This window comes from Stackebrandtia nassauensis DSM 44728, assembly GCF_000024545.1.
Lineage (GTDB): Bacteria > Actinomycetota > Actinomycetes > Mycobacteriales > Micromonosporaceae > Stackebrandtia > Stackebrandtia nassauensis.
In genome coordinates, this window is the sequence record NC_013947.1 from 2,858,241 (window position 1) to 2,882,857 (window position 24,617).

A 24,617-nucleotide genomic window follows, 5' to 3' on the forward strand; every position below is an offset into this window, starting at 1 on the left:
TCCATACTGGACTCCGGCGTCGTCGTGTTCACAGCAGGTTCAGCCGGTAGCCGCGTTTGATGACGGTCTGGACGCAGCTGCGCAGCCCCAGGCCGTCCCGCAGCCGGGTGACCGCCATCTCCACCGCGTGCCGGTCACAGCCCCGGGGCAGGCACCGCAGCAGTTCGGTGCGGGTCAGCACCCGGCCCTTGGCCGCCGACAGCGCCCGCAGGATCGCCATCGGCGCGGGCGGCAGCGGTTGCACCTGACCGTCCACCATCACCAGATGTCCGCGCAGCTCCACGGTGTGCCCGCTGGCCAGCGTCAGTCGCGACGCCCGGCCCGGCAGCTCGGCGGTCACCAGCCGTGCCAGTGAACCCAGCCGCGCCCGCTCCGGCATCACCACCGGCACCTCGTCTCTCGTCAGCGGCGCCGCCGTGACCGGGCCGACGACGGCGGCCATGACCCCGCCGTCGTCGGCCGGGGCCCGCAGCGCGGCCAGCAGTTCGGTGCGCTGGTCACCGGCGATGCGCAGCAGCGCGTTGACGGCGGGCGCGCTGGTGAACGTGACCGCGTCGATCCGGCGCAGACACACCTGATCCACCAGCCGCCGCACCGGCGTGATGTCGGTGGGCAACATCCAGCGGTACACCGGGATCGGCACCGCGTGGCCGCCGCCGGAGCGGATCGTGTCGGTGAAGTCGTCGCTGGGGTCGCCGTGCAACTGGACCGCGACCCGTTGGCCCGACAGCGGTTCGCCGCGCAGCCGCTCCGACACCTCCCAGCCGCATTCGCTGGGCGCCGACCATTCCTCGCGCAATCCCGCCGCCCGCACCGCCCCCAGCGCCTTGGGGCCCCGGCACCACACCCTGCCGCTGCCCAGCGCGGCGTGCAGCGCCTCGCCGAGCCCCCAGCCCTCGGCGGCGGCCAGCCAGCCCCGGAAACCGATGCCGGTGGTCGCGATCGTGACGTCGGGCGGATCGTTGATCAGCTCCACCGTCGCGGCCCGCAGCGCCTGGTCGTCGGGCAGCGACACCATCCGCAGCACCGGCGCCAGCACCGTCTTGGCGCCGCGCCGACCCAACAGCGCCGCCAGCTCCTCGCCCCGGCGCTGCGCCGTGACGGCCACGGTGTAACCGGTCAGCGGCCCGGTCATACCGGCACCGCCTCCGGGACCCGGACCGCGACCACTCCGTCGCGACAGGACACTTCGAAGGTCCGCAACCGCACCCGCTCGGCGTCCTTACACTCCCCTGTGGCCAGATCGAAGACCTGTTTGTACATCGGGGAGGCCACGGTCGGGGTTCCGGCGCGGTCGCCGAGGATGCCGCGCGACATGACGTAGGCGTTGCTGAACGGGTCGAGGTTCTCCACCGCGAACAGATCGTCGTCGCGGGTGCGGAACAGCGCCACCTGGGTGCCGTCCGGCAGCAGCGCCGCGCGGCCGCGTTCGGGCGTCAGCTGTTCCAGCGCGCAGATCGGTTCCCAGCTCATGACGCCCTCACCCGGGGCCGTTCCAGCATCACCGGCAGCGGCTGCCCCCGGCTGGTGTCGAAGCGAATCGACGGGTCCGGGGTCTCGGGCGCGTTGACGAAGGACACGAACCGGGACAGCTTGTCCGGGTCCTCCAGCACCGCCGACCATTCGTCCCGATAGGACGCCACGTGCCGGTCCATCGCCGCGTCCAGCTCGGCGCAGATGCCCAACCGGTCGTCCACGATCACCTCCCGCAGATAGTCCAGCCCGCCGTCCAGGTTCTCCAGCCAGGCCGCGGTGCGCTGCAAGCGATCCGCGGTGCGGACGTAGAACATCAGGAACCGGTCGATATAGCGCACCAGCGATTCGGTGTCCAGATCGGACAACAACAGTTGGGCGTGCCGGGGCGTGAAGCCGCCGTTGCCGCCCACGTAGAGGTTCCAGCCCGCCTCGGTGGCGATGATCCCGAAGTCCTTGCCGCGCGCCTCGGCGCACTCCCTGGCGCAGCCCGACACCGCGGACTTGAGCTTGTGCGGCGACCGTAGACCCCGGTACCGCAGCTCCAGGTCGATGGCCAGCGTCACCGAATCCTGGACACCGTAACGGCACCAGGTCGTGCCCACACAGGACTTCACGGTGCGCAGCGCCTTGCCGTAGGCGTGCCCGGACTCGAACCCGGCGTCGACGAGCCGCCGCCAGATCGCGGGCAGCTGCTCGACCCGGGCCCCGAACATGTCGATGCGTTGCGCCCCGGTGATCTTGGTGTACAGGCCGTAGTCGCGGGCGATGGCGCCGATGGTGATCAGCTTCTCCGGCGTGATCTCCCCGGCGGGCACCCTCGGCACCACCGAATAGGTGCCGTTGCGTTGCAGGTTGGCCAGGAAGTGGTCGTTGGTGTCCTGGAGCGCCGCCTGTTCACCGTCCAGAATGTGGCCATTGTCGAGCGAGGCGAGAATCGAGGCCACGACGGGCTTGCAGACCTCGCAGCCGCGTCCGGTGCCGTGCTGGGCGATCAGGTCGCTGAAGGTGGTGATACCGGCACACCGGACGATGTCGAACAGCTCCGCCCGCGAGTACGCGAAGTGCTCGCACACCGCCTTGTTCTGGGACACACCGGAATCAGCCAGCAGCTGCTTCAACAGCGGGACACAGGAACCGCAGCCGCTGCCCGCCTTGGTGCACGCGCCCAGCGAGGCCACGTCGCAGGCGCCCTCGGCGATCGCCGAGGTGATCGCCGACTTGGTGACGGCGTGACACGAGCAGATCTGGGCACTGTCGGGCAGTTCGGCGTCCGGGACCGCTCGGGCCAGCAGGTCGGCCAGCCGGGCCGGAACCGGGCCGCCGACCGAGGCGCGCAGGAGTCCGTACGGTTCGGTGTCGCCGACCAGGATGCCGCCCAGCAGCGTGCGGGCGTCGTCGGACAGCGCCAGTTTGGCGTAGACGCCCTCGGTCGGGTCCAGATAGTTCGTGGACAGTGGACCGTCAGGCGCGCCGAAGGAGGCGACGTCGACGCCCAGCAGTTTCAGCTTGGTCGAGGTGTCGGCCCCGGCGAAGCGGGCGTCGCCGCCGCACAGCCGGTCCACCACCACCTCGGCCATCGCGTATCCGGGTGCCACCAGGCCGAAACAGCGGCCGTCGACGGCGGCGCACTCGCCGATCGCGTACACGTCGGGGTCGGAGGTCAGGCAGGTGTCGTCGACGGTGATGCCGCCGCGCTCGGCCATCGCCAGTCCACTGTCGCGGCCGATCGCGTCGCGGGGCCGCACCCCAGCGGCGAACACGACGAGACCGGTGTCGAGGTGAGTCCCGTCGGACGTCGTGAGCCGCAGCCCGCCGGACGCGGCCCGCGGCGGCTCGGTGTTGCCGCCGCCTGGCGTCGCCGACTGTCGCTCGGCCGCGTCGGTCGTCACCGCGGCGACCGCTGTGCCGCAGGCGATCCGGATGCCGAGCTGTTCGAGGTGGCCGCGCAGCACCGCGCCACCGGCTTCGTCCAGCTGCGCGGGCATCAGGTGCGGCGCGAACTCGACCACGGTCGTGTCGAGGCCCAGCAGCCGCAGCGCGTTGGCGGCCTCCAGCCCGAGCAGCCCGCCGCCGACCACCACGCCACGGTCGACCCCGGCGGCGTGGTCCCGGATCGCCTCCAGGTCGTCGAGGGTCCGGTACACGAAGCAGCCGGGGGAGTCGGTGCCGGGAATCGGTGGCACGAAAGGATAGGAGCCGGTGGCTATCACCAGCGCGTCGTAGGGGTACTCGCTCAGTGCGGAGTGAACGACGTGCCGTTCGCGGTCGACGCGCACCGCCGCCTCGCCCAGCCGCAGGTCCACTCCGTCGTCGAGTTCACCGAGACTGAGGTCGGCGGCGGTGGCGCCGTCGAAGTACGCCGACAAGCGGACCCGGTCGTAGGCGGGCCGGTTCTCCTCGGCCAGCACCGTCACCGACCAGCCGGGCTCGCGTTCGCGCAGCGTGGTGGTGAAATGCCGTCCCACCATGCCATCGCCGATGACGACGATCCGCTTCATGACCGCACCCCCGACAACTCGGTGCGTCCCAGCCGTTCGCACATGCGCGACACCGTGTCGGTGCAGCCGCCGCAGCCGGTGGTGGCCAGCGTCTTCGCGGCCAACTGCTCGACGGTGCGGGCGCCGCCGTGCCAGGCCGAGGTGATGGCGGCGGCGTCGACACTGTTGCAGCGGCACACCGTCTCGTCGTCGGCGCTCTCGGCGACCGGGGCCGCCGCGCCCAGCAGCAGCCTGCGGCGATCGAACGGCACCGGTTCCCCCTGGTCGAACATCCGCACCAGGTCACCGACGGTCGGGTTGTCGCCCAACAGGATCGCGCCCGCCAGCCGTCCGGCCTCGATGACCAGCCGGGCGTAGGTGCGCCGGACCGGGTCGGCGAAGGACACCACCTCGTCGCCGTCCACGACGCCCATGGCGGCCAGGTCGATGCCGTCGGTCTTCAACCGGGTCACCTGCCGCGAACCCCGGTAGCCGCCCTCCTGCCCGGACAGGACGTCGGCGACCACGTCGGCCTGTTCCCAGGCCGGACCGACCAGGCCGTAGCAGTGTCCATCGTGTTCGGCGCAGTCGCCGATGGCGTAGACGCGCGGATCGCTGGTGCGGCAACGGTCGTCGATGACGACACCCCGGTTGACGCGCAGCCCGGCGCGCCGCGCCAGCCCGATATTGGGTGCCACCCCGCACGAGACCACCAGCAGGTCGCCGGACAGTTCGGTGCCGTCGGCCAGCCGCAGCCGGACCTCGTCGCCGCTCTGGTCGACCGCGACGGCCGCCGCGCCGGTGCGTGACGCGACCCCGATGGAGTCCAGTGTGCCCGCGAGCATCGCGGCGCCCGCCGGGTCGAGCTGCCGCTCCATGAGGTGCTCGGCGGCGTGCACGACGGTGACGCGCATGCCGCGTCCGGCGAGCCCTCTGGCCGCTTCGACGCCCAGCAGGCCGCCGCCCAGCACCAGCGCCCGGTCGCCGCCGCGGCTGGCTTCGATGATGCGGCGGCAGTCGGCCATCGTCCGAAACGCCATGACGCGTTCGGACGGCGCCAGGCCCGGGATCGGCGGCATGATCGCGTCGGCGCCGGTCGCCAGCACCAGTGCGTCATAGCCGACGCCGTTGACGGTGCGTCCCACGGTGTCGATCGACGACACCGGCGTGTCCAGCCTGATGTCCACGTTGTCCGGTGGGGGCGGAAGCCGAACCCCGGTCTCGCTGTGGCTGCCCGCCAGCAGTCCCGACAGCAGCACCCGGTTGTACGCGGCCTCCGACTCGGCCCCGAACACGGTCACCTCGGCGCCGCGTCCGCCCAGTTCCCGGGCCAGCCGGGCCCCGGCCATGCCGTATCCGGCGATCACCACTCGCATCAGTTGTCCTCCGAAGTCGTCGACGCGATTCGCACCGCGCACACCTTGAATTCCGGCATTCCTGAAACCGGGTCAACGACGTCGTTGACCGCCCGGTTGACGTTTTCGCGGTCGGGCCAATGGAACGAGGCGAAGACCGTGTCGGTGCGGATGGACTCGGTGAGCTTGGCCCGCGCGGTGAAGGAACCGCGTCGGCTCGTCACGGTCACCGAGTCGGCGGGGCCGATCCCGAAGCGCCGCGCGGTATCGGGGTGCAGCTCGATCTCCTGCCGTCCCGGCAGTGAGGTACGGCGGGTCTGGGCGCCCGACTGGTACTGGGTCAGCACCCGCCCGGTGGTCAACAGCAGCGGGTAACCCGTGTCGGCGGTCTCGGCGGCGGGACGGTGCTCGACGGCGGTGAACCGAGCCCGACCGTCGGGAGTCGCGAACCGCCCGCCCGCGAACATGCGCGGGGTGCCGGAATGCCCGCGCGCGGGGCCGCGTTGGCCGGAGGCGGGCCGGGCGTCGCCTGCCGTTTCGGCCGCTCCTGCTGGGCCGCGTTGGCCGGGCACGGGCCGAGCGTCGTCGGCCGACCCTGGCCGCGACGGGGCCGGGCACGGCCAGTGCAACCGCTCCCCAGCGTCGAGCCTCGCGTAGTCGATGCCGCTGTAGTCGGCCACGCCGCCCGCGCTCGCCGCCGCCAGTTCGTCGAACACTTCGGACGGTGTATCCGGAAACCGGCTCGGCGCGTCCAGCCGCTTCGCCAGTTCGCGCAGCACCCACAGGTCGGAGTGGACACCCGACGGCGGTTCGCGCAGTGCGCGGCGCCGGATCACGCGTCCGGTCAGGTCGGTGAGGGTCCCGTCCTCTTCGGCCCACTGCGTCACCGGCAGCACGACCTCCGCCAGCGCGACGGTCTCCGACGGCACGCAATCGGCCACCACCAGGTGATCCAGCCCCTTCAGCCGCTCGGTCACGACCGCCGAGTTCGGCGCGGACACCGCCGGGTTGGACCCGAACACCAGCAACGTCTTCACGTCGCGACCGAGACTGCCGAGCAGCTCGATCGCGGGCCGCCCCGGTCCGGGCAGCGACTGTGGCGGCACACCCCAGACCTTCGCGACGTGCTCGCGGGCCACCGGATCGTCGATGCGCCGGTAACCGGGCAACTGGTCGGCCTTCTGCCCGTGCTCGCGTCCACCCTGTCCGTTGCCCTGCCCCGTGATGCAACCGTAGCCATTGGACGGTTTGCCTGGCAGGCCCAGCGCCAGCGCCAGGTTGATCCAGGCCGAAACGGTGTCGACACCCTTGGAGTGCTGTTCGGCGCCGCGCGCGGTCAGGATCGCCCGGTTCCCGGTGGCCAGCAGTTCGGCGGCCCGGTACTGGTCGGCGACCGACACCGAGGTGATCCGCTCCACGAACGCGGGCCAGTAACCGGCGACGGCACGCCCGACCGCCGCGAAACCGGTGGTGCGCGACGCGACGAAGTCATCGTCCACATAGCCGCGTTCGATCGCGATGTGCAACAACCCGTTGGCCAGCGCCAGATCGGTACCCGGCAACGGACGCAGGTGCAGCCGCGCCCGCGCGGCGGTCTCGGTCAGCCGGGGGTCGATCACCACCAGATCGGGCCGGGCCAGGTGCCGCATCATCGGCGGCATCGTCTCGGCCGGGTTGGCGCCCACCAACAGGACGGTGTCGGCTTGCGCCAGATCCTCCAGCGGGAACGGCAACCCCCGGTCCACACCGAACGCCCGGTTTCCGGCCGCTGCCGCCGAGGACATGCAGAACCGGCCGTTGTAGTCGATATTGCTGGTGCCCAACGCGACCCGCGCGAACTTGCCCAACAGGTACGCCTTCTCGTTGGTCAGCCCACCGCCGCCGAACACGGCCACCGCGTCGGGCCCGTACCGTTCCTGGGTCTCGCGGATCGCCTCGGCGACCCGGTCGAGTGCGCGCGGCCAGTCGGCGGGCCGCCCGCCCAGCAGCGGCGCTGTCAACCGGTCGGGATGGTCGAGCAGCTCGGGAGCCGTCCAGCCCTTGTGGCACAGGCCGCCTCCCCTGGGCGCCACCGAAACCCCACCGTCGGTTTCGTGCGACAGCGTCATCCCGCACTGCAGGGCGCAGTAGGGACAGTGCGTCGCGACTCGCGAACCGTCGGTGGGGGTGGTCATGCCTTGAATGTTGCGGGGCACGCGTTTCGCCGACAAAGCGTGATTGTTTCGGTTGTGCAAAGTCACCCGCACCGACGCTGGCGTGACGTCGACAGACCGCACCACGGGTTCACACCCGGGCGTGGGCCAGGCTCGGCAGTCGGGTGGTCAGCACGGTGCGCTGGTAGAACCACCAGTTGGCCACCCCACACCCGGCGTAGACGACCACGAACACCAGCAGCGCGGTATCCACCGAACCGGTGGCCGCCAGCGAGGCTCCGAACCCACGCGGGATCGCGAAGCCGCCCAAAGCACCCACGGCCGAGGAGAACCCGATGACGGCCGCCGAACGCTTGCGCGCCAGGTCAAGCGCCGCCGTCGCCTCCGGGCCGTCGCTCGTGGCCGCCTCGGCCCGGTAGATCGCCGGGATCATCCGGAACGTCGAACCGTTGCCGACACCGCTGAGCACGAACAGCGCCAGGAACGACGCGAAGAACCACCCGAACGACCCGACCGACAGCGCCGCCACCGCGCTGATCGCGCCCAGCCCCATGCCCGCGAACGACCAGTTGGTGACCCGGGCGCCGGTGGAGCGATCCGACAGCCAGCCCCCGAACGGCCGCGCGACCGAACCGACCAGCGGACCCAGCGCGGCCAGCCACAACGCCGACATGTCCGGGAACTCCGCCTTGATCACCAGCGGGAACGCCGCCGAGTAGCCGATGAAGGAACCGAAGGTGCCGATGTACAGCCCCGACATGATCCAGCAGTGCTTGGAACGCAACGCCCGCAACTGAACCCGCAACGGAGTGCGCGAGACCGCGAGGTTGTCCATGTACCGCCACGCGCACACCGCCGCCACCACCACCGGGACGATCCACAGCAGTGGCGCGTTGTGCAGCCACAGCCCGTCCGACTGTGCCGTGCCAATGACACCGACGCCGATCACCAGCGGCACCAGGAACTGCACCACCGCGACACCGATGTTGCCGCCGGCCGCGTTGAGCCCCAGCGCGGTTCCCTTGTACCGGTCCGGATAGAAGTACGAGATGTTGGCCATGCTGGAGGCGAAGTTCCCGCCGCCGAACCCGGCGGTGATCGCGGCCAGCAGGAACAGCTCGTACGGGGTGCCCGGCGTGGTCACGCAGTAGGTGAGCAGCCCCAGCGGCACCAGCAGCAGCGCCGCCGAGACCGTGGTCCAGTTGCGACCGCCGAACCGGGCCACGGCCGCGGTGTAGGGGATGCGCATGAACGCCCCGAACAGGTTCGGCACCGCCACCAGCCAGAACAGCTGGTCTACCCCGAAGTCGAACCCGGCGGCGGGCAGGCTGACCACCACCACCGACCACAGTAGCCACACCGAGAACCCGAGGTGCTCGGCCAGGATCGACCAGATCAGGTTGCGGCGGGCGACCCGGGCGCCACCGGCCCGCCAGAAGGTCTCGTCGTCGGGGTTCCAGTCGGTGATCCAGCGGCGTTTCTCGGGAGCGTTCGTCATCGTCATGGCGCCGACCCTCCCGGCGCCTGATTGCCCGTCGATGCCGCCGCGATACCGGGCCCGTGAATTCGGTTTCACGGCCGCGACCACGCGATGTGCGATCGCGGGGGAGGGGCTACCGATCGTGGCGGGCGAGCCAGATGGTCCGGGCGTGCTTCAGGAACGGCCCGGCCAGACAGGTTTCGACGCGCAGCACACCGTCGATTTCGGTCAGTGTGGAGCTCACGTAGTCGTAGAGGTCGGCAAGGGTCCGGACGGACACGGCGGCGTGCAGGTTGGCCGGTCCGGTGACGGCGGCGACGAATGTCGTCGGCCGGTGCGCCGCCAGCGCCGCACCGGCGGCGTGCAGATGCTTGGGGCTGACGTCGATGTAAAGACTGGCGCTGATGGGATAGCCCAGCGACAGCGGATCGAGGTCGCGGTCGAGTTGGATCGCACCGCAGGCCAACAGCTGATCGAGGCGGCGCCGGACGGTGGACTCGGGTTGGCCGGTCGCGGCGGCCAGCCGCGCCGAGCTCTGCCGGGCGTCGAGGGTGAGTGCTTTCAGCAGCGCGGCGTCCTCGGCGGCGGGTCGCGGCGCCGGTGCGCCGGTCGGGTCGTGGTCGCGGATCAGTTCGCGTTTCCGGTCGTCGAGCCGGTCGGGGAATCCCTCCCAGTCGGCGTGCCCGGGAGTGCGGAAGTGGTGCAGCACATCGTAGGTCGTCACCCTGGTGACCTTGCCGGTGCGGGGAAGCTGTTCGAGGATCAGTTTGTCGCGTTGCGGGGACGACGGAGCGCGGACGCCGCACATGATCTCCGCGCCGCCACCGGCGGTGCGCAGCCATGACACGTCGTCGCGATTCACCAAAGCCTCGGTGAGGCGCTTGCTCGATCCAGGATGGACTTGGAGTCGCAGCAGCTGGCCCATGTCGCTGTCGCGGGGCGCCGGTGCGGCGACCACCCGGACGACGTCGCGTTCGACGAGCCTCCGGTACCGGCGGGCAACCGTGTGCTCGGACGCGTCCAGGGCCTGGGCCAGCCGCCGGAACGGCACCCGCCCGTTGATGCCCAGCGCGTGCAGTATCTGGTGGTCCAGGCGATCCAAGGGCTGAGTCACGCTGCACATTATCGCAATACCAAGAGTCATGAACGCTAGTTTTGCTCGGTTCATGGCGTGAAACGTCTAGATTCCGCTCCCCGGGCCCACGCTGGGCTCATGACCGTAGACATCGAACCCTCCCGCGCGATCCCCGCGCACTCCTGGCGCCGCTGGGTCGGACTGACCGGCCTGCTCCTCGCCGAGGCGATGAACCTGCTCGACGCCACCATCACCACCGTGGCCGCCCCCGTGATCCGAGCCGACGTTCACGGCTCCGCGTCGAGCCTCCAGTGGATCGCCGCCACCTACACCCTCCCGTTCGCCATCGCGTTGATCCCCGGTGGACGGTTGGGCGACATCCACGGCCGACGCCGGATCCTGCTCATCAGCCTCGCGGGCTTCCTCGCCTCGTCCACTGTGTGCGCCGTCGCGCCGTCGATGGCGGTGCTGCTACCGGCCCGAGCAGTTCAAGGCGTGTGCGCCGGACTGCTCATCCCGCAGACGATCGGCCTGATCAAGGCGATGTTCGACGGAGCGGCGCTCGGCAGGGCCCTGAGCCTCATCGGACCGGTGATGGGCCTGACCGCCGTCGCCGGGCCGGTGCTGGGCGGAGTCCTCACCAGCGCCGACATCGCCGGACTGTCCTGGCGGGTGGTGTTCCTGGCGAACCTGCCGCTGGGTCTTGCCGTCCTGGGCAGCATTCGATTCCTGCCAGAGGACCGAGCGGACCGCAAACCGAGCATCGACGTGAGCGGCGCACTCATCGCCACTGCTGTCGCCGCCGCTCTCCTCGTCCCGGCCATCGACGCCACGATCCCGCCGTGGGCCAGGTTGGCCCTCGTCGCCGTCGGGCTCATCGGTGCGGCCGGTCTGGCCGTCCACATGCGAAAGACCCGTGCCCGTGGGCGAGACCCCATCGTCGAACCCAGCCTGTTCCGCGATCGCGGCTTCCCCGCCGCGCTGCTCAGCAGCGTCCTCTACTTCGCCGTCTCGACCGGACTGGTCTTCGTGGTCGTCCTGTACGTCCAGGAGGGACTGGGGGCGTCGGTGCTTGTCGCCAGCCTGACCGTGCTCCCGTTTTCGCTGGGGTTGGCGGTCGCGTCACTGCTTGCTGGCCAGGTGCTGCTCGCGCGCACTGGCCCGAAGCTCATGCTCGTCGGCGTCGGCCTGCTGGGACTCGGTTGTGCGGGTGGCGTCGTCGCCGCGAACCTCGCTCCGGCCGCGAACCTCGCACCGGTCCCGTCGCTGTCGCCGTGGCTCCCGGTTTCCCTCGGCCTTGCCGGGATCGGCGGCGGCCTCGTCACGGTCCCGTTCTTCACCGCCGCCTTGGCGCGGGTCCGGCCTCACGAGACCGGCTCCGCCGCTGGCCTGCTCAACAGCGTCCAGCAACTCGGCGGCACCGCCGGGGTCGCCGGTCTGGGAGCGGTCTACCTCCACCACACCGGCACCCCTGGCGGCGCACTCGCCATCGTCTTCGGGACTTGTCTCGCGATCGCGCTGGTGCTCGCCGTGTCCGCCACCGCCATGCTGTCCTCCCCGAAGGACGTCGGCCAGCCGTAGCGGCGGCCGCGGTTACCGCTGGCCGTCCAGCTCGGCCAGTTTCTCCAGGATCCGCGCCGAACCGCTGCTCCAGTTGGCTTTCAGGGCTTCCACAGCTCCCGGCAGGTCCCCGGCGATCAGGCGCTCGGCGATCAGCTGGTGCTCACCGGCGGAGCGGCTGAGCTGGGTCTCGTCGTCGACCAGCAGATGCACGTAGCGCCGCAGGCTCGCCTTGAGCGTCGTGAGCAGGTCCATCAGGCGTTCGTTGTCGCAGCCGCCCAACAGCAGGTCGTGCCATTCGTCGTCGCGTTCGTCGATCTCGGCCTGGGTGGCCACCGAGGCGTCGAACTCGGTGGCCAGCGCCAGCAGTCTCGGTGCCGTGGTGTCTATGTAGTCCCTGTCGGAGGTTTCCAGGGCCAGCGCCTCCAGGGCCGCCACCACCGGCCCCAGTTCCTTGTACTCCTTGGGGCTGACCGGCGCGAACCGGAAACCCTTGCCCGGCTGGGACTTGATCAGTCCTTCGATCTCAAGCGCGATGAGCGCCTCGCGCAGCGGTGTGCGCGACACCCCCAGGTCGGCGGCCAGCTGGCTCTCCCGGATGTTGTGCCCGGCCGGGTAGTCGCCCCGGCGAAACCGTTCCAGCACCTCGCGTTTGATCTCGTCGCGCAGCGGGCGGCGCTCAATGACCATGTCCTCACTCCGTTCCGATGTGTACAGTTCAGGCGGTTCCGGCGCCGTCGACGGGCAGGACCGCGCCGCTGACGAACGCCGCCCCGTCACCGGCCAGATAGGCGATGGCGGAGGCGATGTCGCGGGGCTGTCCGATGCGCCGCAACGGCCGATCGGCGGCGTCGGCGTAGAAGGCGCCGGGTGCCTCACCGAGCTGCCGGGCTTCCTCGGCGAGCATCGGGGTGGCGGTGTCGCCCGGGCAGACGCAGTTGACACGGATGTTATCGGGACCGTGGTCGATGGCCATCGCACGGGTCATGTTGACCACCGCGCCCTTGGACGCGCAATAGGACACCGCCTGTCCGCCGCCCTGGATTCCCCAGCCGGAACCGGTGTTGACGATGCTGCCGCCACCGGCCGCCTTCAGGTGTGGGATGGCGCGGCGGCTCATCAGCATCACCGACTTGATGTTGACGGCCATGACGAGGTCCCAGTCTTCCTCGGTGATCTCGCAGACCGTGGAACGGCGGATGATCCCGGCGTTGTTGACCAGCACGTCCAGTCCGCCGAACTCGGCGGCGGCCGTGGCGACCGCGTTGTCGCAGTCGGCGGCCTTGGAGACGTCGGTGGCTATCGCGATCGCTTGGGCGCCAATGCCTTCGGCGACCTCGCGGGCGGCATCGGCGTCGAGGTCGACGACCGCGACCCGCGCACCCTGCTCGGCCATCAGTTCGGCCGTCGCCCGACCGATGCCCGATCCGGCGCCGGTCACTATGGCGCGTTTTCCGTCCAGTTCGCTCATTTCTCTCCTATTCGGTACATCACGGTGGTGTCGCGGCCGGTGATGACCGGCCGGTAGCCGCGCAGGTCGGCGTCGAGCGTCTCGTCGCCGGTGTCCACAAGCAGTGGACGACCGGCCAGCGCGGCCAGTTTGGCCTCGCCGCTGATGATCATGATCGCGTCACGGCCGCAGGAGCGCAGCAGTTCGGGGGTGAGCTGCTGGTTTCCCCGGCCCAGCAGGAAGCCCTGGCCGCCGATCGGCGACACCACGACCCGGGCGGGACGCGCGGCGGCCAGCCGCACGAGGGTGGTGGCGTCGGCGTCGGTGGCCACCAGCCCGGCGGCGTCCACAACGGTGACGCCGGTGGGCTCGACGGTGACGCCGAGCGCCGCGAGCACGGCGTTGGTGGTGGTGCCGGGCCCGACGATGTCGATGCCGCCGAGGGAGCGGGTGTCGCGCAGGTGGGCGGCGATACCGGCTGGGTCGTCGCCGCCGGTCACCGTGGAGCCGATCTTGCCGCTTTGCACGCGGTGCGGCAGCCTCGGCACCGGCAGGTGCCCGTAGAGGACGGTGCCGACGGTTTCACCGTCGGGCCGGTCGAGCACCTCGGCGGGGGCGGACGCGGCGGTTCCGGCCAGGAAGGCGGCGGCCACCTCTCCGGCCGCGCGCGGGTTGACCGCGTAGACCGCCGAGTGGATCTTGACCCCGGCGGGAATCCCGATCACCGCGACGCCGTCGCGAGCGGTGGGGGCCACGCTATGACCGGAGCCGGAGCCGGAGCCGGAGCCGGAGCCGGAGCCGGAGCCGGAGCCGGAGCCGTCGTCGGTCGTCGGCTGACCGCTTTCCAAGGCCGCCAGCACATCGCGGGCGGTGCCGTCGCCGCCCGCGAACAGCAGCAGCTCGGCCCCGGCCCGGACAAGCGCTTGCGCGGCCCGGACGGTGTCGGCGGCCGAGGTTGCGGACGGGCGGTCGCACACGACCGTCGCGGCGACCCCGGCCAGCAGCGCCGCGTCGGCCCCCATGTCCCCGGCCACGGTCAGCAGCGTCGGGCCGTCAAACCGCGTGGCCGGGTCCGGCAGGGTGTCGGCGTCAGCCGCTCCGGCCCCGCCGTCTGGCTTCGCGGCCGGGGCCGGCTGGTGGCCGCCGACGGTCGCCGCGGCAGGTTCGGGCTCAGCTGTCAGCGCGAAGCCGGGCCAGCGCGCGGCCAGCTCGGACAGTGCCAGGGCGGCCCGGTCGGTGGCCCTGGGGGTGGCGCCCAGGTCGCGGGCTCGCTCGGCCAGCGGCCCGTCGGTCCCCTTGAGACCGACGGTGCCGCCCAGCCCGGCGACCGGGTTCACCAGCAGCCCAACGGTTGTCATTCCGTCGCCGTCTTGCGTCGGTAGGCGCGCCACGTCACGGCCCAGGTGCCCGGGTCCTCGAGCGTGTCGTGTTTGGTGCGGTGGATCGTGGACCGGTGCGGCGCGGTGCGCACCGTCTCCGGTTCGGTGTACGCCTCGTGCGCCACCTGGCGCATGATCGCGACGTACTCGTCCAGGTCCGCCTTCGAATACGACTCGGTCGGCTCCAGAGTGGCCGGTTCAGCGACCAGGTGCGGATGGTGGCTGGTCCAGTAGTGCACCCCGAAGTCGGCGGCCCGCAGCCCCAGGTCCTCCGAGTGCACGCCGGTGTCCTCGTGCAGCTTCTGCCACGAGTACCGCACCTGCTCGATGCGGTGCTTGCCCTCCGCGTACGGCGCTGAGACGCCGTCGATCTTGAGCATCTCGGCCAGCAGGTAGTTGTTGTTGAGCACCGCGGTCTCGGCGACCTCGCGCAGCCCCTCGGCACCCAGGCTCATGATCCACGCGTAGGCCCGCACGACGTTGGCGGCCACCCCCAGGAACGGGCGCACCTTCCCGATTGACAGTGGACGGTCGTGGTCAAGCCAGTACCGGGTGCCGTCGTGTTCGACGGTCGGCTTGGGCAGGAACGGTTCCAGGGCACTGGTGACGCCGCAGGCCCCGGCGGCCGGTCCGCCGCAGGCGTGCGGGGTGGAGAAGGTCTTGTGGAGGTTGAAGTGGCACAGGTCGAAGCCCGCCTCGCGGGCCCGGGTGATGCCCAGGATGCCGTTGGCGTTGGCCTGGTCGTAGACCGCCAGCCCGCCGACCTCGTGCACCGCCGCCACGAACTCCTCGATGCGCGGGTTGAAGATCCCGGTGTCCTCGGGGTTGGTGATCAGTAGCGCGGCGGTGCGGTCGCCGACCGCGGCCTTGAGCGCGTCCAGATCCGGGTAGCCGTCGGCGTCCGGGTAGAGGGTGATCACCTTGTATCCGGCGGTGGCGGCGCATGCCGCGTTGGACGGATGCGAGAACACCGTCGTGATGATCTCGTCGCGGTGCGACTCGCCCCGGGAGGCGTGGTACGCGCGCACCATCGCCACGTTGGTCCAGATCGCCGCCGAACCGGCGCCCGGTTGCAGACTGACCCGGTCCATGCCGGAGATCTCGGCCAGCATCTCCTCCATACGCGAGAAGATCTCCAGCACACCTTGCACGGTCCCGTTGTCCTGCAACGGATGCAACTCGGCGAGCTTGTGTCCGGCCACCAGCTGGTCGTTGACCTTGGGGGAGTACTTCATGGTGCAGGTGCCCTGTCCGATGTCGATGTTGAAGTCGACGCCGAGGTTCTCCTGCGACAGCCGCAGATAGTGCCGCAGCACCTCCAGTTGCGACAGTTCCGGCAGCGCGGGCGGGGTGGCGCGTTTGAGCTCGTCCGGCAGCGCGGCGGCCGGATCGCCGACGGCGTCGGCGATCTCGGGCTCGACGCTGGGCGGCAGCACGCCGCGCTGGCCGGGCTTCGACTGCTCGAAGATCAGCGACTCGTCCCAGCGGGCCTGGTGGAAGCGGCGCAGCGGCGGCTTGGCGGCGACGCGGGCCTCGGACGGGTCGATGTCGCGGCGCGGGGTGTGGCCACTCACTTGACGATCTCCTTCAGTTCGGCGGCAAGGCGATCGATGTCGGCCTTGGTGTGCATTTCGGTGACGCAGTACAAAGCGGACTGTCCGAGCTCGGGGAAGTCGGCGGACAGGTCCTTGCCGCCGAAGATGCCGCGTTCGTGCAGCGCCGCGTTGACCATGGCGACGGTGGCGCCGCCGGTGAATCGCACGGCGAACTCCTTGATGTGGGGCAGTGCGGCGTCGACGATCTCGACGCCGGGGATCTCGCCGATCCGGCTCATGGCGTAGGCGCAGCGGGACATCAGGCCCTCGCCCAGTTCGCGCATCCCCTGCGGGCCCATCAGTGCCAGGTAGACCCCGGCGGTGATGCCCCACAGCGCGGCGGCGGTGCCGACCCACTCGCGGCCCTGTTCCCGCACCCCCAGCGAGGTGCGGTCCCAGGCGACGTCGCCGAAGCCGTACTCACCCTCCACGGTGGTGGGAACGATGCCGAACAGCCGGGACGGGAACTCCATCACGAACCGTTCCTCGTCCCGGGTGGCGATGAATCCGGCGTGGCCGCCGCCGTACTGCGGGTGCATGCCCAGTGGCTGGATGTCGCCGCAGACGATGTCGGCGCCGAAGGACGCGGGGGGCGCCAGGACGCCGAGGGCCACCGGGTCGCAGGCCACGACCGCCAGCGCTCCCAGGTCGTGGGCGGTGCGCACGTACTCGGCGGTCTTCCGATCGACGACGCCCAGATAGGACGGATAGTCGACGAAGACCGCCGCGAGGTCGTCGCCGTCCAGTTCGCCGCCGATGGTCAGCGCGCCGTCCAGGTAGTCCTCGATCTTGGACAGTTTGTCCGGATCGATGGGGGTGGCGATGACGACGCGGCCGCGGCCGGTGATGCGGCCCGCCATCCGCAGCGCGGTGGCGGCGGCCTGGAAGCCGTCGTAGGTGGGCACGTTCACCACGTCCATCTCCAGGAGTTCGCCCATCATGGACTGGTACTCCCACATGGCCTGGAACCGGCCGTGGTCCTCGTAGGGCTCACCGGCGTAGGCGGTGAGGAACTCGCTGCGGGAGTTGACCTCGTCGCAGACCGCCGGGACGTAGTGCCGGTAGCAGCCCGCGCCCAGGAAGCTGAGCGCCTCGGCGGTGCTGGTGTTGCGGTCCAGCAGTCCGCCGACGTGGCGCACCAGGTCGGCCTCGCCGCGCAGCGGCTCGGGCAGGTCGAGCGGGCGGCGCAGCCGCAGGTGCTCGGGGATGTCGGCGTAGAAATCCTCGATGTCGGTGGCGCCGGTCGCGGCGAGCATTTCCGCCTTGACCTGCGGCTCCGCATTGGGGATGTACGGGTGCGGCATGGTTCTCCTTCGTCATCGCGGCGGCCGCGATTTCGTAGAATTTTGTATTCAAAATACATTAAACCTTGACAACGGCCCATGGCAAGGATCAGTATTTTGTATTCACTATTGCATTGGAGATCACATGTCCCTCCGAATCCGTGCCACGGCCGTCGGCCTGGCGGCAGCGGTGGTCCTGGCCGGGTGCGGCGGCGGCACCAGCCCCGCCGCGCCCGTCAAGAACGTCGACGCCGACAAACTCAACGGTGAGATCACCGTCTGGTCCTGGGATGTGGCCGCCACCGCCCTCAACCGGCTTGCCGAGGACTTCGAGAAGCAGACCGACGTCAAGGTCAAGGTCGTCGACATCGGCTACGACAACGCCGCCGACAAGACCTCGGTGGGCCTGAAGTCCGGCAACGGACTGCCCGACGTGGTCACCGTCGAGACCCAGCAGATGCAAAGCTACATAGGACAGTTCCCCAAGGGCTTCGCCGAGATGACCGACGCGGCCAAGAAGTACGAGGACGACATGGACCCGTCCAAGTGGGCGGCCTCGTCCAGCCAGGACGGCAAACTGTTCGGGCTGCCCTGGGACGCCGGGACCGCGGGCCTGTTCTACCGCACCGACTACTTCGACGAGGCCGGAGTCGACCCGGAGTCCGTCGAGACCTGGGACGACCTCATCGAGGCCGGTAAGAAGGTCAAGAAGGCCACCGGCGCCAAACTCCTGGTCTCCGACGTGTCCGGCAGCTCCTCCCTGGTGCCGCTGCTGATGCAGCAGCAGGGCGCCGGTTACTTCAGCCAGGACGGCGACATCACCCTCGACTCGCCGGAGGCCAAGAAGGCGCTCGACATCGTCAAACGGCTCAACGACGCCGGACTGATCCACAACGAGAAGGGCTGGGACGCCCTGGTCCGGGCCAACAAGTCCGGCAAAGTGGCCACCGAGGCCACCGGCGTGTGGTGGGCCGGGACCCTCACCGGCGAGATGCCCGAACTCAAGGGCAAGTTCGGCGCGATGCCGCTACCGGCCGTCGAGTCCGGCGGCGCCCGCACCGCCGCCAACGGCGGTTCCGGACTGGCGATCCCGGCCCAGGCCAAGAACCCCGACGCCGCGTGGGCGTTCACCAAGTTCGTCCTCACCAACACCGACAACCAGGTGTCGATGATGAAGAAGGACGGACTGTTCCCCGCCTACCTGCCCGCCCTGAAGGACGAGTTCTTCAGCGCCGACCAGGACTACTTCGGCGGCCAGCCGATCTACGAGATGTTCGCCGAGCAGACCGCCGAGATCCCGGCCATCGCCTACACCGAGGACCGCTCCAAGGCCGACGACGTCATGAAGACCGTGGTGCCGGGCGTCGTCCTCAACGGCGAGGACCCGGACGAGGAACTGGACGCCGCCGCCGACCAGCTCGCGGGCACCACCGGGCGAAAGCGGGCGTGACCGTGACCCTGCTGGCCGAGCGGCGCCGGGCCGCCGTCGACACGACGGCGGCCCGAGGCCGAAACCGAAGCCGCCCAAGGATCGCGCCGTGGTACTTCACCGGCCCGGCCGTGGCGCTGTTCGCGGTGTTCTTCGCCTACCCGCTCGTCGCCAGTCTCGTCGAGAGCTTTCAGCGCGAGGACGGGACCGGCGCGAGCTGGGCGGGCCTGGCCAACTACGAGCGGCTGTTCTCCGACCCGCTGGTGGGCGGCGCGCTGCTCAACATCGGCCTGATCCTCGTCATCCAGGTGCCGCTCATGCTGTCGCTGGCCCTGGTATTGGCGCAGGTGCTCAACCAGTCGTGGCTGCGGCTGCGGTCGACCTACCGGATCGGCTACTTCCTGCCCGCCGTGACCACCCTGGTGGCTTACACGATCGTGTTCCGGGTGCTGCTGCGCGCCGACAACGGCGTGTTCAACCAGCTGATCGGCCTGGTAGGACTGTCGCCCGTGGACTGGCTCAACGATCCGTTCTGGGCCAAGGTGGCGCTGATCGCGTCGGTCACGTGGCGCTGGACCGGATACAACATGGTGATCCTGCTGGCCGGACTACAGGCGATCCCCAAACAGCAGTACGAGGCCGCGGCGGTGGACGGGGCCGGACCGGTCTCGACCTACCTGCGGGTCATCGTCCCGCAGCTGCGGCCGGTGATCCTGTTCTGCCTCATCACCTCCACGATCGGGACGCTGCAACTGTTCGACGAGCCGTACATCCTCACCGAGGGCGGCCCGGACAACGCCACCCTCACCCCGGTGCTGTACCTGTACCAGGTCGGCTTCCAGCAGCTCGACTTCGGCTACGCCTCGGCGATCGCCTGGCTGGTGGTCGCGATCATCGGCCTCCTGTCGTTCGCGCAGTTCAAGTTCCTGGGCAGGCGGTCATGAAGCGACTGACACACCTGCCGTTGATCGCCGGAGCGGTGATCAGCCTGTTCCCGTTCTACTTCATGATCATCGCCGCCACCCACCGCACCGAGGACCTGTTCGCGTCCCCGCCGCCGCTGCTGCCGGGGGACCGGTTCGGGGAGAACCTGCACCGGCTGGAGGAGACCGTCGGTTTCAGCCAGGTCGCGTTCAACTCGATCGCGATCGCGGTGGTGTACACGGTGCTCAGTGCGGCGCTGTCGGCGATGTGCGGCTACGGCCTGGCCAAGTACCGGTTCCGGGGCCGCGGCCTCATCCTCGCGGTGATCCTGGCGACCATGATGATCCCGTTCCAGGTGCTGCTGGTGCCGCTGTTCGAGATGATGGCGACCTTCGGCTGGATGGACAGCTACCAGGCCGTCATCGTGCCGTTCCTGGCCAACGCGTTTGGCATCTTCTTGATGCGGCAGGCGTTCCTGGACTTCCCGACCGAACTGATCGAGGCCGGACGCATCGACGGCAGCGGCGAGTTGCGGATCTTCTACCGGATCGTGCTGCCCGCCGCCCGGCCCCAACTGGCGGCCGTCGTCATCTTCACGTTCATCACACAGTGGAGCAACTTCCTGTGGCCGCTGCTGATGCTCAACTCCGAGGACAAGTACACCATCCCGGTGGCACTGTCGACGATGATCGGCCAGACGAAAGTGGACTATTCCGGCCTGTTGCTGGGGTCTTTCGCGGCTACCCTGCCGATCATGCTCGTGTTCCTGATCTTCCAGAAACAGTTCATCTCCGGGCTGCTCGGCGGCTCGGTGAAAGGGTGATCCGATGTCACTGACCCGCGTACCCGGCCTGCTGTACGGCGGCGACTACAACCCCGAACAGTGGCCGCCGCACGTGTGGCGCGAGGACGCCCGGCTGATGGCCGAGGCCGGGGTGAACCTGGTGACGCTCGGCGTCTTCAGCTGGGCCCGCCTGGAACCGGCACCCGGCGAATACGACCTGGACTGGCTGGCCGAGATCATCGACCTGCTGTGGGAACACGGCGTCGCGGTCGACCTGGCCACCGGCACCGCGTCACCGCCGCCGTGGTTCGTGCGCGACCATCCACGGTCGCTGCCGGTCACCGCCGACGGCACCCGGCTCGAATTCGGTTCCCGGCAGCACTACTGTCCGTCCTCACCGGAGTTCCGGGCCGCCGCCACCGCGCTGACCACGAAGATGGCGCAGCGGTTCGCCGACCACCCCGCGCTCGCCCTGTGGCACGTGTCCAACGAGTACGGCGACGAACTGCAGGAGTGCTTCTGCGAGGTGTCGGCGGCCGACTTCCGGCGCTGGCTACGCGACCGCTACCGCGACCTCGACGCCTTCAACCACGCCTGGGGCACCGACTTCTGGAGCCAGCGCTACACCTCCTTCGACCAGGTGGAACCACCCCGCGCGGCGCCGGGCCCCATCAACCCGACCCAGCAGCTGGACTGGCGCCGGTTCTGCTCCGACGCCATGCTGGCCTGCTACCGCTCCGAGAAGGAGGTGCTGGACCGGCTGTCACCGGGCGTGCCCGTCACCACGAACTTCATGAGCATGCTCAAGGCCCTGGACTACTGGGAATGGGCACGGCACGAGGACCTGGTCTCCGACGACGCCTACCCCGACCCCGCCGACCCCAAGGCCCACATCGGCGCGGCGCTCAACTACGACCTGATGCGCTCACTGCGCGGCGGCCAGCCGTGGCTGCTGCTGGAACAGGCACCCTCGGCGGTGAGCTGGCGCGAGGTCAACGTCCCCAAGACCCCGCAACAGTATCGACTGTGGAGCATACAGACGGTGGCGCGCGGCGCAGACGGCGTCATGCACTTCCAATGGCGCGCATCCCAAGCCGGGGCCGAGAAGTTCCACTCGGCGATGCTGCCGCACGGCGGCACCACCGCGCGCGGCTGGGAACGCACCGTCCGCATGGGAGCCGAACTGCGATCCCTGGCCCCGGTCGCGGGCCACCGCACCACCGCGCAGGTGGCGATGCTGCTGGACTGGGACTCGTGGTGGGCACTGGAGATCGACCAGCACCCCTCGGCGCTGGTGCTGCTCAAGGAACAGATCCGGGCCTGGTACGAACCACTGTGGGAAGCCAACATCACCGTCGACTTCGTACCGGTGACCGCCGACCTGTCGGCCTACCGCGCCGTGCTGGCCCCGAACCTGTACCTGACCGACGCGGCCACCGCGTCGAAGCTGCGCGCCTTCACCGACGGCGGCGGAACCCTGGTGGTCGGGTTCTTCAGCGGCATCGTCGATCGCGACGACCACATCGTCCCCGGTGGACACCCCGGCGCGCTGCGGGACCTGCTGGGCCTGACCGTCGACGAGTTCTGGCCGCTCCCGGCCGGTGAACGCGTCGCACTCGACCAGCCCGGAGCCTACGGAACCGTATGGCGCGACTGGATCGTCCCCTCCGGCGCGGACGTCGAGATCCGTTACGCGGACGGGGAACTGGCCGGACGTCCGGCCGTTACTCGGCACGGAAACACCTGGTACCTGTCCACTCTGCCCGACCCGGCGACCCTGTCCGGCATCCTGCGCCGCGCGCTGACGGCGGCGTCGGTGACCCCGGTCGGCCAAGCCACCCCCGGCGTCGAACTGTGCCGCCGGGGGCCGTACCTGTTCGCCCTCAACCACACCGACGCGACCGCCACCGTGACCTCGGTCGGCGACCGCGTGGACCTGCTGTCCGGCAAGAAGTATTCCGACCATGTCGACCTCGGCCCCCTCGAGGTCGTCTGCCTGTCCCCGGAGGACTCATGAAACGACGCCACCTGCCCGCCCTGGCCGCGGCGGCCCTGATCGGCCCGGCGCTGGCGGTCCCCGCCACCGCCCGGCCGTCCCGCCCCGGCCCCGACGACTTCGCCAACGTGCTCGACCTGCACGGTGTCCCCACAGCCGCCAAACCCCCGGACGACAACAACCCGATCAGCGTGTTCGCCGACCGGGGCGCCTGGCACGCCTACGCCCTGCCAACGGCGTCCGACACCGACGAACTCGGCGGCTTCACCGGCCCGCTGTACATCGCGCAGGAGTACCCGTGGTGGCTGTCGCGGGCGTTCACGAGACTGCGCGTCACCGACGCCGCCACCGGCGAGGCGCTGAACCTCGGCGACGACGCCAAGCCCACAGTGGATGCCTACCCCGGCAGGCTGGTGCAGTCCTTCGATGTGGACGGCGTGCGGATCAGCCTGGAACTGCGGTACGCCTCGAACCGGACCGCGTTCGTCCGCGCCATGCTCACCAACCGGGGCGGCAAGACCCGCGACCTGACCGTGTCGTGGACCGGAACCCTGCTGCGGCACGACGAGGAACCCATCAAGAGCGCCCCGAGCCTGCACCGCACCGACACCGGCGTCGCGGTCGGTTTCGCGGAGGTCCGCGAGATCTGGGACTACTTCTCCAGCACGGAAACCCGGTTCGAGGTGCGGCACGCTGACCCGGTGAACACCACGGTGGACGGCGACGCCTACGTCACCACACTGGACGAGACGGTGCGGCTGCGTCCCGGTTCCCGGCGGTCGCTGACCTGGACCGAGACCTACACCTTCACCAGTGCCGAACGCGACACGGAGTCCGCGACGGTCGCCAAGGTCCTCGACCACCCCGGCCGCTACGCCGAACGCGCCGACAACCGTTGGCGCGACTACATCTCCCGGGCCCTCGACGAGGTGACCGCCGATCGTCGGCCGCTGGCGGTCAAGTCGGTGCAGACCCTGGTCACGAACTGGCGCAGCCCGGCCGGTCGCCTGAAGTCCGACGGCATCACCCCGTCGATCTCCTACATCTGGTTCACCGGCGGCCTGTGGTCCTGGGACAGCTGGAAACACGCCGTCGGTGTCGCCCGCTTCGACCCGAAGCTGGCCCGCTCCGTCGTGGAGTCCATGTTCGACCATCAGCGCGCCGACGGCATGATCCCCGACTGCGTGTTCTACAACAACATCGCCGACGGCGGCGGCAACTGGAACGAACGCAACACCAAACCGCCGCTGGCCGCCTGGGCGGTGTGGCAGGTGTACCAGCACGACCGCGACCGGGACTTCCTGCGCCGCATGTATCCCAAGCTCGTGGCCTACCACGAGTGGTGGTACGCCGCCCGCGACCACGACGGCAACGGGATCGCCGAGTACGGCGCGACCGTCGACCCCGGCAACGACACCGACGAGGCGGTCATCGAGGCGGCGGCCTGGGAGAGCGGCATGGACAACGCGCCCCGCTTCGACGTCGACAAGGGAGTGTCGGTGCTGCGCAACGAGGACGACGGCGAGCTCGTCGGCTACTCGATCAACCAGGAGTCGGTCGACCTCAATGCCTACCTGTACCAGGAGAAGCGGATCCTGGCCGACATCGCCGAGGCCCTGCACCGCCCCGGCGACGCCGACACCCTCAACCGCGACGCCAAACGCATCCGCGGCTACGTTCGCGAGCACATGTATACCGACGGCTTTTTCTACGACGCCGACATCGACACCAAGACACCGGTCCACAGGGGCAAGGGCATCGAGGGCGCCATCCCCCTGTGGACCGGTGTGGCCTCGAAGACCCAGGCGGCGTCGGTGCGCGACGCGCTCATGGACCCGGACATGTTCCGCACCAAGGTCCCGCTGCCCACCGCCTCCCGCGACAACCCGGACTTCAGTCCCACGGAGTACTGGCGCGGCCCGGTCTGGCTCGACCAGGCGTACTTCGCGATCGGCGGTCTGCACCGCTACGGCTTCCACGCGCAGGCCCGGCAGCTCACCGACGAGCTGATCACCAACGCCGACGGCATGGTCTCCGACCAGCCGATCCACGAGAACTACAACCCGCTGACGGGCGAACGTCTCAACGCCCCCAACTTCAGCTGGTCGGCGGCGGCGATACTGCTGCTGGTCAGAGGCGAGTAGCGGCGCCCCATGCGGCGGTGCGGGAAGCGATCGCTTCCCGCACCGCCGCTCGGCCTG

General features: G+C 70.0%; 18 protein-coding genes. 6 read left to right on the forward strand and 12 right to left on the reverse strand.

Annotated features, from left to right (window positions below):
• Window positions 1-28: 28 nt before the first annotated feature.
• The 7 genes from SNAS_RS13400 to SNAS_RS13430 form a co-directional block, all read right to left on the reverse strand.
• Window positions 29-1,135, reverse strand: a complete 1,107-nt coding sequence (locus tag SNAS_RS13400; protein ID WP_013017967.1) for a uroporphyrinogen-III synthase — start codon at window positions 1,133-1,135, stop codon at window positions 29-31.
• Entirely contained in the window at window positions 1,132-1,473 is a 342-nt protein-coding gene (gene nirD / locus SNAS_RS13405; protein ID WP_013017968.1) for a nitrite reductase small subunit NirD, read from the reverse strand. Before nirD ends, SNAS_RS13400 begins: the two co-directional genes overlap by 4 nt.
• On the reverse strand, window positions 1,470-3,974 hold the full coding sequence (nirB, locus tag SNAS_RS13410; protein WP_013017969.1) for a nitrite reductase large subunit NirB: 2,505 nt from the start codon (window positions 3,972-3,974) through the stop codon (window positions 1,470-1,472). The genes nirD and nirB overlap by 4 nt, the downstream gene beginning before the upstream one ends.
• Window positions 3,971-5,329 carry an FAD-dependent oxidoreductase gene (locus tag SNAS_RS13415; RefSeq protein WP_013017970.1) on the reverse strand — a complete coding sequence of 453 codons (1,359 nt, stop codon included), beginning with the start codon at window positions 5,327-5,329 and terminating at the stop codon, window positions 3,971-3,973. The genes nirB and SNAS_RS13415 overlap by 4 nt, the downstream gene beginning before the upstream one ends.
• Entirely contained in the window at window positions 5,329-7,482 is a 2,154-nt protein-coding gene (locus tag SNAS_RS13420; protein WP_041624861.1) for a molybdopterin oxidoreductase family protein, read from the reverse strand. Before SNAS_RS13420 ends, SNAS_RS13415 begins: the two co-directional genes overlap by 1 nt.
• A gap of 109 nt (window positions 7,483-7,591) precedes the next feature.
• Window positions 7,592-8,965, reverse strand: coding sequence for an MFS transporter (locus SNAS_RS13425; RefSeq protein WP_013017972.1), 1,374 nt, complete (start codon window positions 8,963-8,965; stop codon window positions 7,592-7,594).
• A 109-nt stretch (window positions 8,966-9,074) separates the two neighbouring features.
• Window positions 9,075-10,055 (reverse strand): Lrp/AsnC family transcriptional regulator, encoded by a 981-nt coding sequence (locus tag SNAS_RS13430; RefSeq protein ID WP_169313880.1) that lies wholly within the window; start codon window positions 10,053-10,055, stop codon window positions 9,075-9,077.
• A gap of 99 nt (window positions 10,056-10,154) precedes the next feature.
• Between SNAS_RS13430 and SNAS_RS13435 the strand changes: the two genes are divergently transcribed.
• The gene (locus SNAS_RS13435; RefSeq protein ID WP_013017974.1) at window positions 10,155-11,597 is read left to right on the forward strand and encodes an MFS transporter; all 1,443 of its coding nucleotides are present in this window, start codon (window positions 10,155-10,157) and stop codon (window positions 11,595-11,597) included.
• 12 nt (window positions 11,598-11,609) lie between these two features.
• On the opposite strand, the gene SNAS_RS13440 is transcribed toward SNAS_RS13435, so the two are convergent.
• Genes SNAS_RS13440 through gcvPA form a run of 5 tightly spaced genes read right to left on the reverse strand, consistent with a single transcriptional unit; the run spans window position 11,610 to window position 17,304 of the window.
• Complete coding sequence (locus SNAS_RS13440; RefSeq protein ID WP_013017975.1) at window positions 11,610-12,266, reverse strand: GntR family transcriptional regulator; 657 nt, start codon at window positions 12,264-12,266, stop codon at window positions 11,610-11,612.
• 28 nt (window positions 12,267-12,294) lie between these two features.
• Window positions 12,295-13,047: an SDR family NAD(P)-dependent oxidoreductase gene (locus SNAS_RS13445; RefSeq protein ID WP_013017976.1), complete on the reverse strand. Its 753-nt coding sequence runs from the start codon at window positions 13,045-13,047 to the stop codon at window positions 12,295-12,297.
• Window positions 13,044-14,384 carry an ATP-NAD kinase family protein gene (locus tag SNAS_RS32745; RefSeq protein WP_013017977.1) on the reverse strand — a complete coding sequence of 447 codons (1,341 nt, stop codon included), beginning with the start codon at window positions 14,382-14,384 and terminating at the stop codon, window positions 13,044-13,046. Before SNAS_RS32745 ends, SNAS_RS13445 begins: the two co-directional genes overlap by 4 nt.
• Complete coding sequence (gene gcvPB, locus SNAS_RS13455) at window positions 14,381-15,979, reverse strand: aminomethyl-transferring glycine dehydrogenase subunit GcvPB (protein WP_013017978.1); 1,599 nt, start codon at window positions 15,977-15,979, stop codon at window positions 14,381-14,383. The genes SNAS_RS32745 and gcvPB overlap by 4 nt, the downstream gene beginning before the upstream one ends.
• Window positions 15,976-17,304, reverse strand: coding sequence for an aminomethyl-transferring glycine dehydrogenase subunit GcvPA (gcvPA, locus tag SNAS_RS13460; RefSeq protein ID WP_013017979.1), 1,329 nt, complete (start codon window positions 17,302-17,304; stop codon window positions 15,976-15,978). The genes gcvPB and gcvPA overlap by 4 nt, the downstream gene beginning before the upstream one ends.
• 124 nt (window positions 17,305-17,428) lie before the next feature.
• Between gcvPA and SNAS_RS13465 the strand changes: the two genes are divergently transcribed.
• Genes SNAS_RS13465 through SNAS_RS13485 form a run of 5 tightly spaced genes read left to right on the forward strand, consistent with a single transcriptional unit; the run spans window position 17,429 to window position 24,560 of the window.
• Complete coding sequence (locus tag SNAS_RS13465; RefSeq protein ID WP_013017980.1) at window positions 17,429-18,733, forward strand: sugar ABC transporter substrate-binding protein; 1,305 nt, start codon at window positions 17,429-17,431, stop codon at window positions 18,731-18,733.
• Window positions 18,730-19,656 (forward strand): carbohydrate ABC transporter permease, encoded by a 927-nt coding sequence (locus tag SNAS_RS13470; RefSeq protein ID WP_013017981.1) that lies wholly within the window; start codon window positions 18,730-18,732, stop codon window positions 19,654-19,656. The genes SNAS_RS13465 and SNAS_RS13470 overlap by 4 nt, the downstream gene beginning before the upstream one ends.
• Window positions 19,653-20,459, forward strand: a complete 807-nt coding sequence (locus SNAS_RS13475) for a carbohydrate ABC transporter permease (protein WP_013017982.1) — start codon at window positions 19,653-19,655, stop codon at window positions 20,457-20,459. Before SNAS_RS13470 ends, SNAS_RS13475 begins: the two co-directional genes overlap by 4 nt.
• Window positions 20,460-20,463: 4 nt before the next feature.
• On the forward strand, window positions 20,464-22,437 hold the full coding sequence (locus tag SNAS_RS13480; RefSeq protein WP_013017983.1) for a beta-galactosidase: 1,974 nt from the start codon (window positions 20,464-20,466) through the stop codon (window positions 22,435-22,437).
• Window positions 22,434-24,560, forward strand: coding sequence for an MGH1-like glycoside hydrolase domain-containing protein (locus SNAS_RS13485; protein WP_013017984.1), 2,127 nt, complete (start codon window positions 22,434-22,436; stop codon window positions 24,558-24,560). The genes SNAS_RS13480 and SNAS_RS13485 overlap by 4 nt, the downstream gene beginning before the upstream one ends.
• The last annotated feature ends 57 nt before the right edge of the window (window positions 24,561-24,617 follow it).

Excerpts from the sequence above, each read along its gene's own strand:
- nirD (WP_013017968.1), bottom strand. The coding sequence starts at position 1,473 with ATGAGCTGGGAACCGATCTGCGCGCTGGAACAGCTGACGCCCGAACGC.
- SNAS_RS13415 (WP_013017970.1), bottom strand. The coding sequence starts at position 5,329 with ATGCGAGTGGTGATCGCCGGATACGGCATGGCCGGGGCCCGGCTGGCC.
- nirB (WP_013017969.1), bottom strand. The coding sequence starts at position 3,974 with ATGAAGCGGATCGTCGTCATCGGCGATGGCATGGTGGGACGGCATTTC.
- gcvPA (WP_013017979.1), bottom strand. The coding sequence starts at position 17,304 with ATGCCGCACCCGTACATCCCCAATGCGGAGCCGCAGGTCAAGGCGGAA.
- SNAS_RS32745 (WP_013017977.1), bottom strand. The coding sequence starts at position 14,384 with ATGACAACCGTTGGGCTGCTGGTGAACCCGGTCGCCGGGCTGGGCGGC.
- SNAS_RS13475 (WP_013017982.1), top strand. The coding sequence starts at position 19,653 with ATGAAGCGACTGACACACCTGCCGTTGATCGCCGGAGCGGTGATCAGC.
- SNAS_RS13420 (WP_041624861.1), bottom strand. The coding sequence starts at position 7,482 with ATGACCACCCCCACCGACGGTTCGCGAGTCGCGACGCACTGTCCCTAC.
- SNAS_RS13445 (WP_013017976.1), bottom strand. The coding sequence starts at position 13,047 with ATGAGCGAACTGGACGGAAAACGCGCCATAGTGACCGGCGCCGGATCG.
- SNAS_RS13425 (WP_013017972.1), bottom strand. The coding sequence starts at position 8,965 with ATGACGATGACGAACGCTCCCGAGAAACGCCGCTGGATCACCGACTGG.
- SNAS_RS13400 (WP_013017967.1), bottom strand. The coding sequence starts at position 1,135 with ATGACCGGGCCGCTGACCGGTTACACCGTGGCCGTCACGGCGCAGCGC.
- SNAS_RS13480 (WP_013017983.1), top strand. The coding sequence starts at position 20,464 with ATGTCACTGACCCGCGTACCCGGCCTGCTGTACGGCGGCGACTACAAC.
- SNAS_RS13440 (WP_013017975.1), bottom strand. The coding sequence starts at position 12,266 with ATGGTCATTGAGCGCCGCCCGCTGCGCGACGAGATCAAACGCGAGGTG.
- SNAS_RS13465 (WP_013017980.1), top strand. The coding sequence starts at position 17,429 with ATGTCCCTCCGAATCCGTGCCACGGCCGTCGGCCTGGCGGCAGCGGTG.
- SNAS_RS13485 (WP_013017984.1), top strand. The coding sequence starts at position 22,434 with ATGAAACGACGCCACCTGCCCGCCCTGGCCGCGGCGGCCCTGATCGGC.
- SNAS_RS13435 (WP_013017974.1), top strand. The coding sequence starts at position 10,155 with ATGACCGTAGACATCGAACCCTCCCGCGCGATCCCCGCGCACTCCTGG.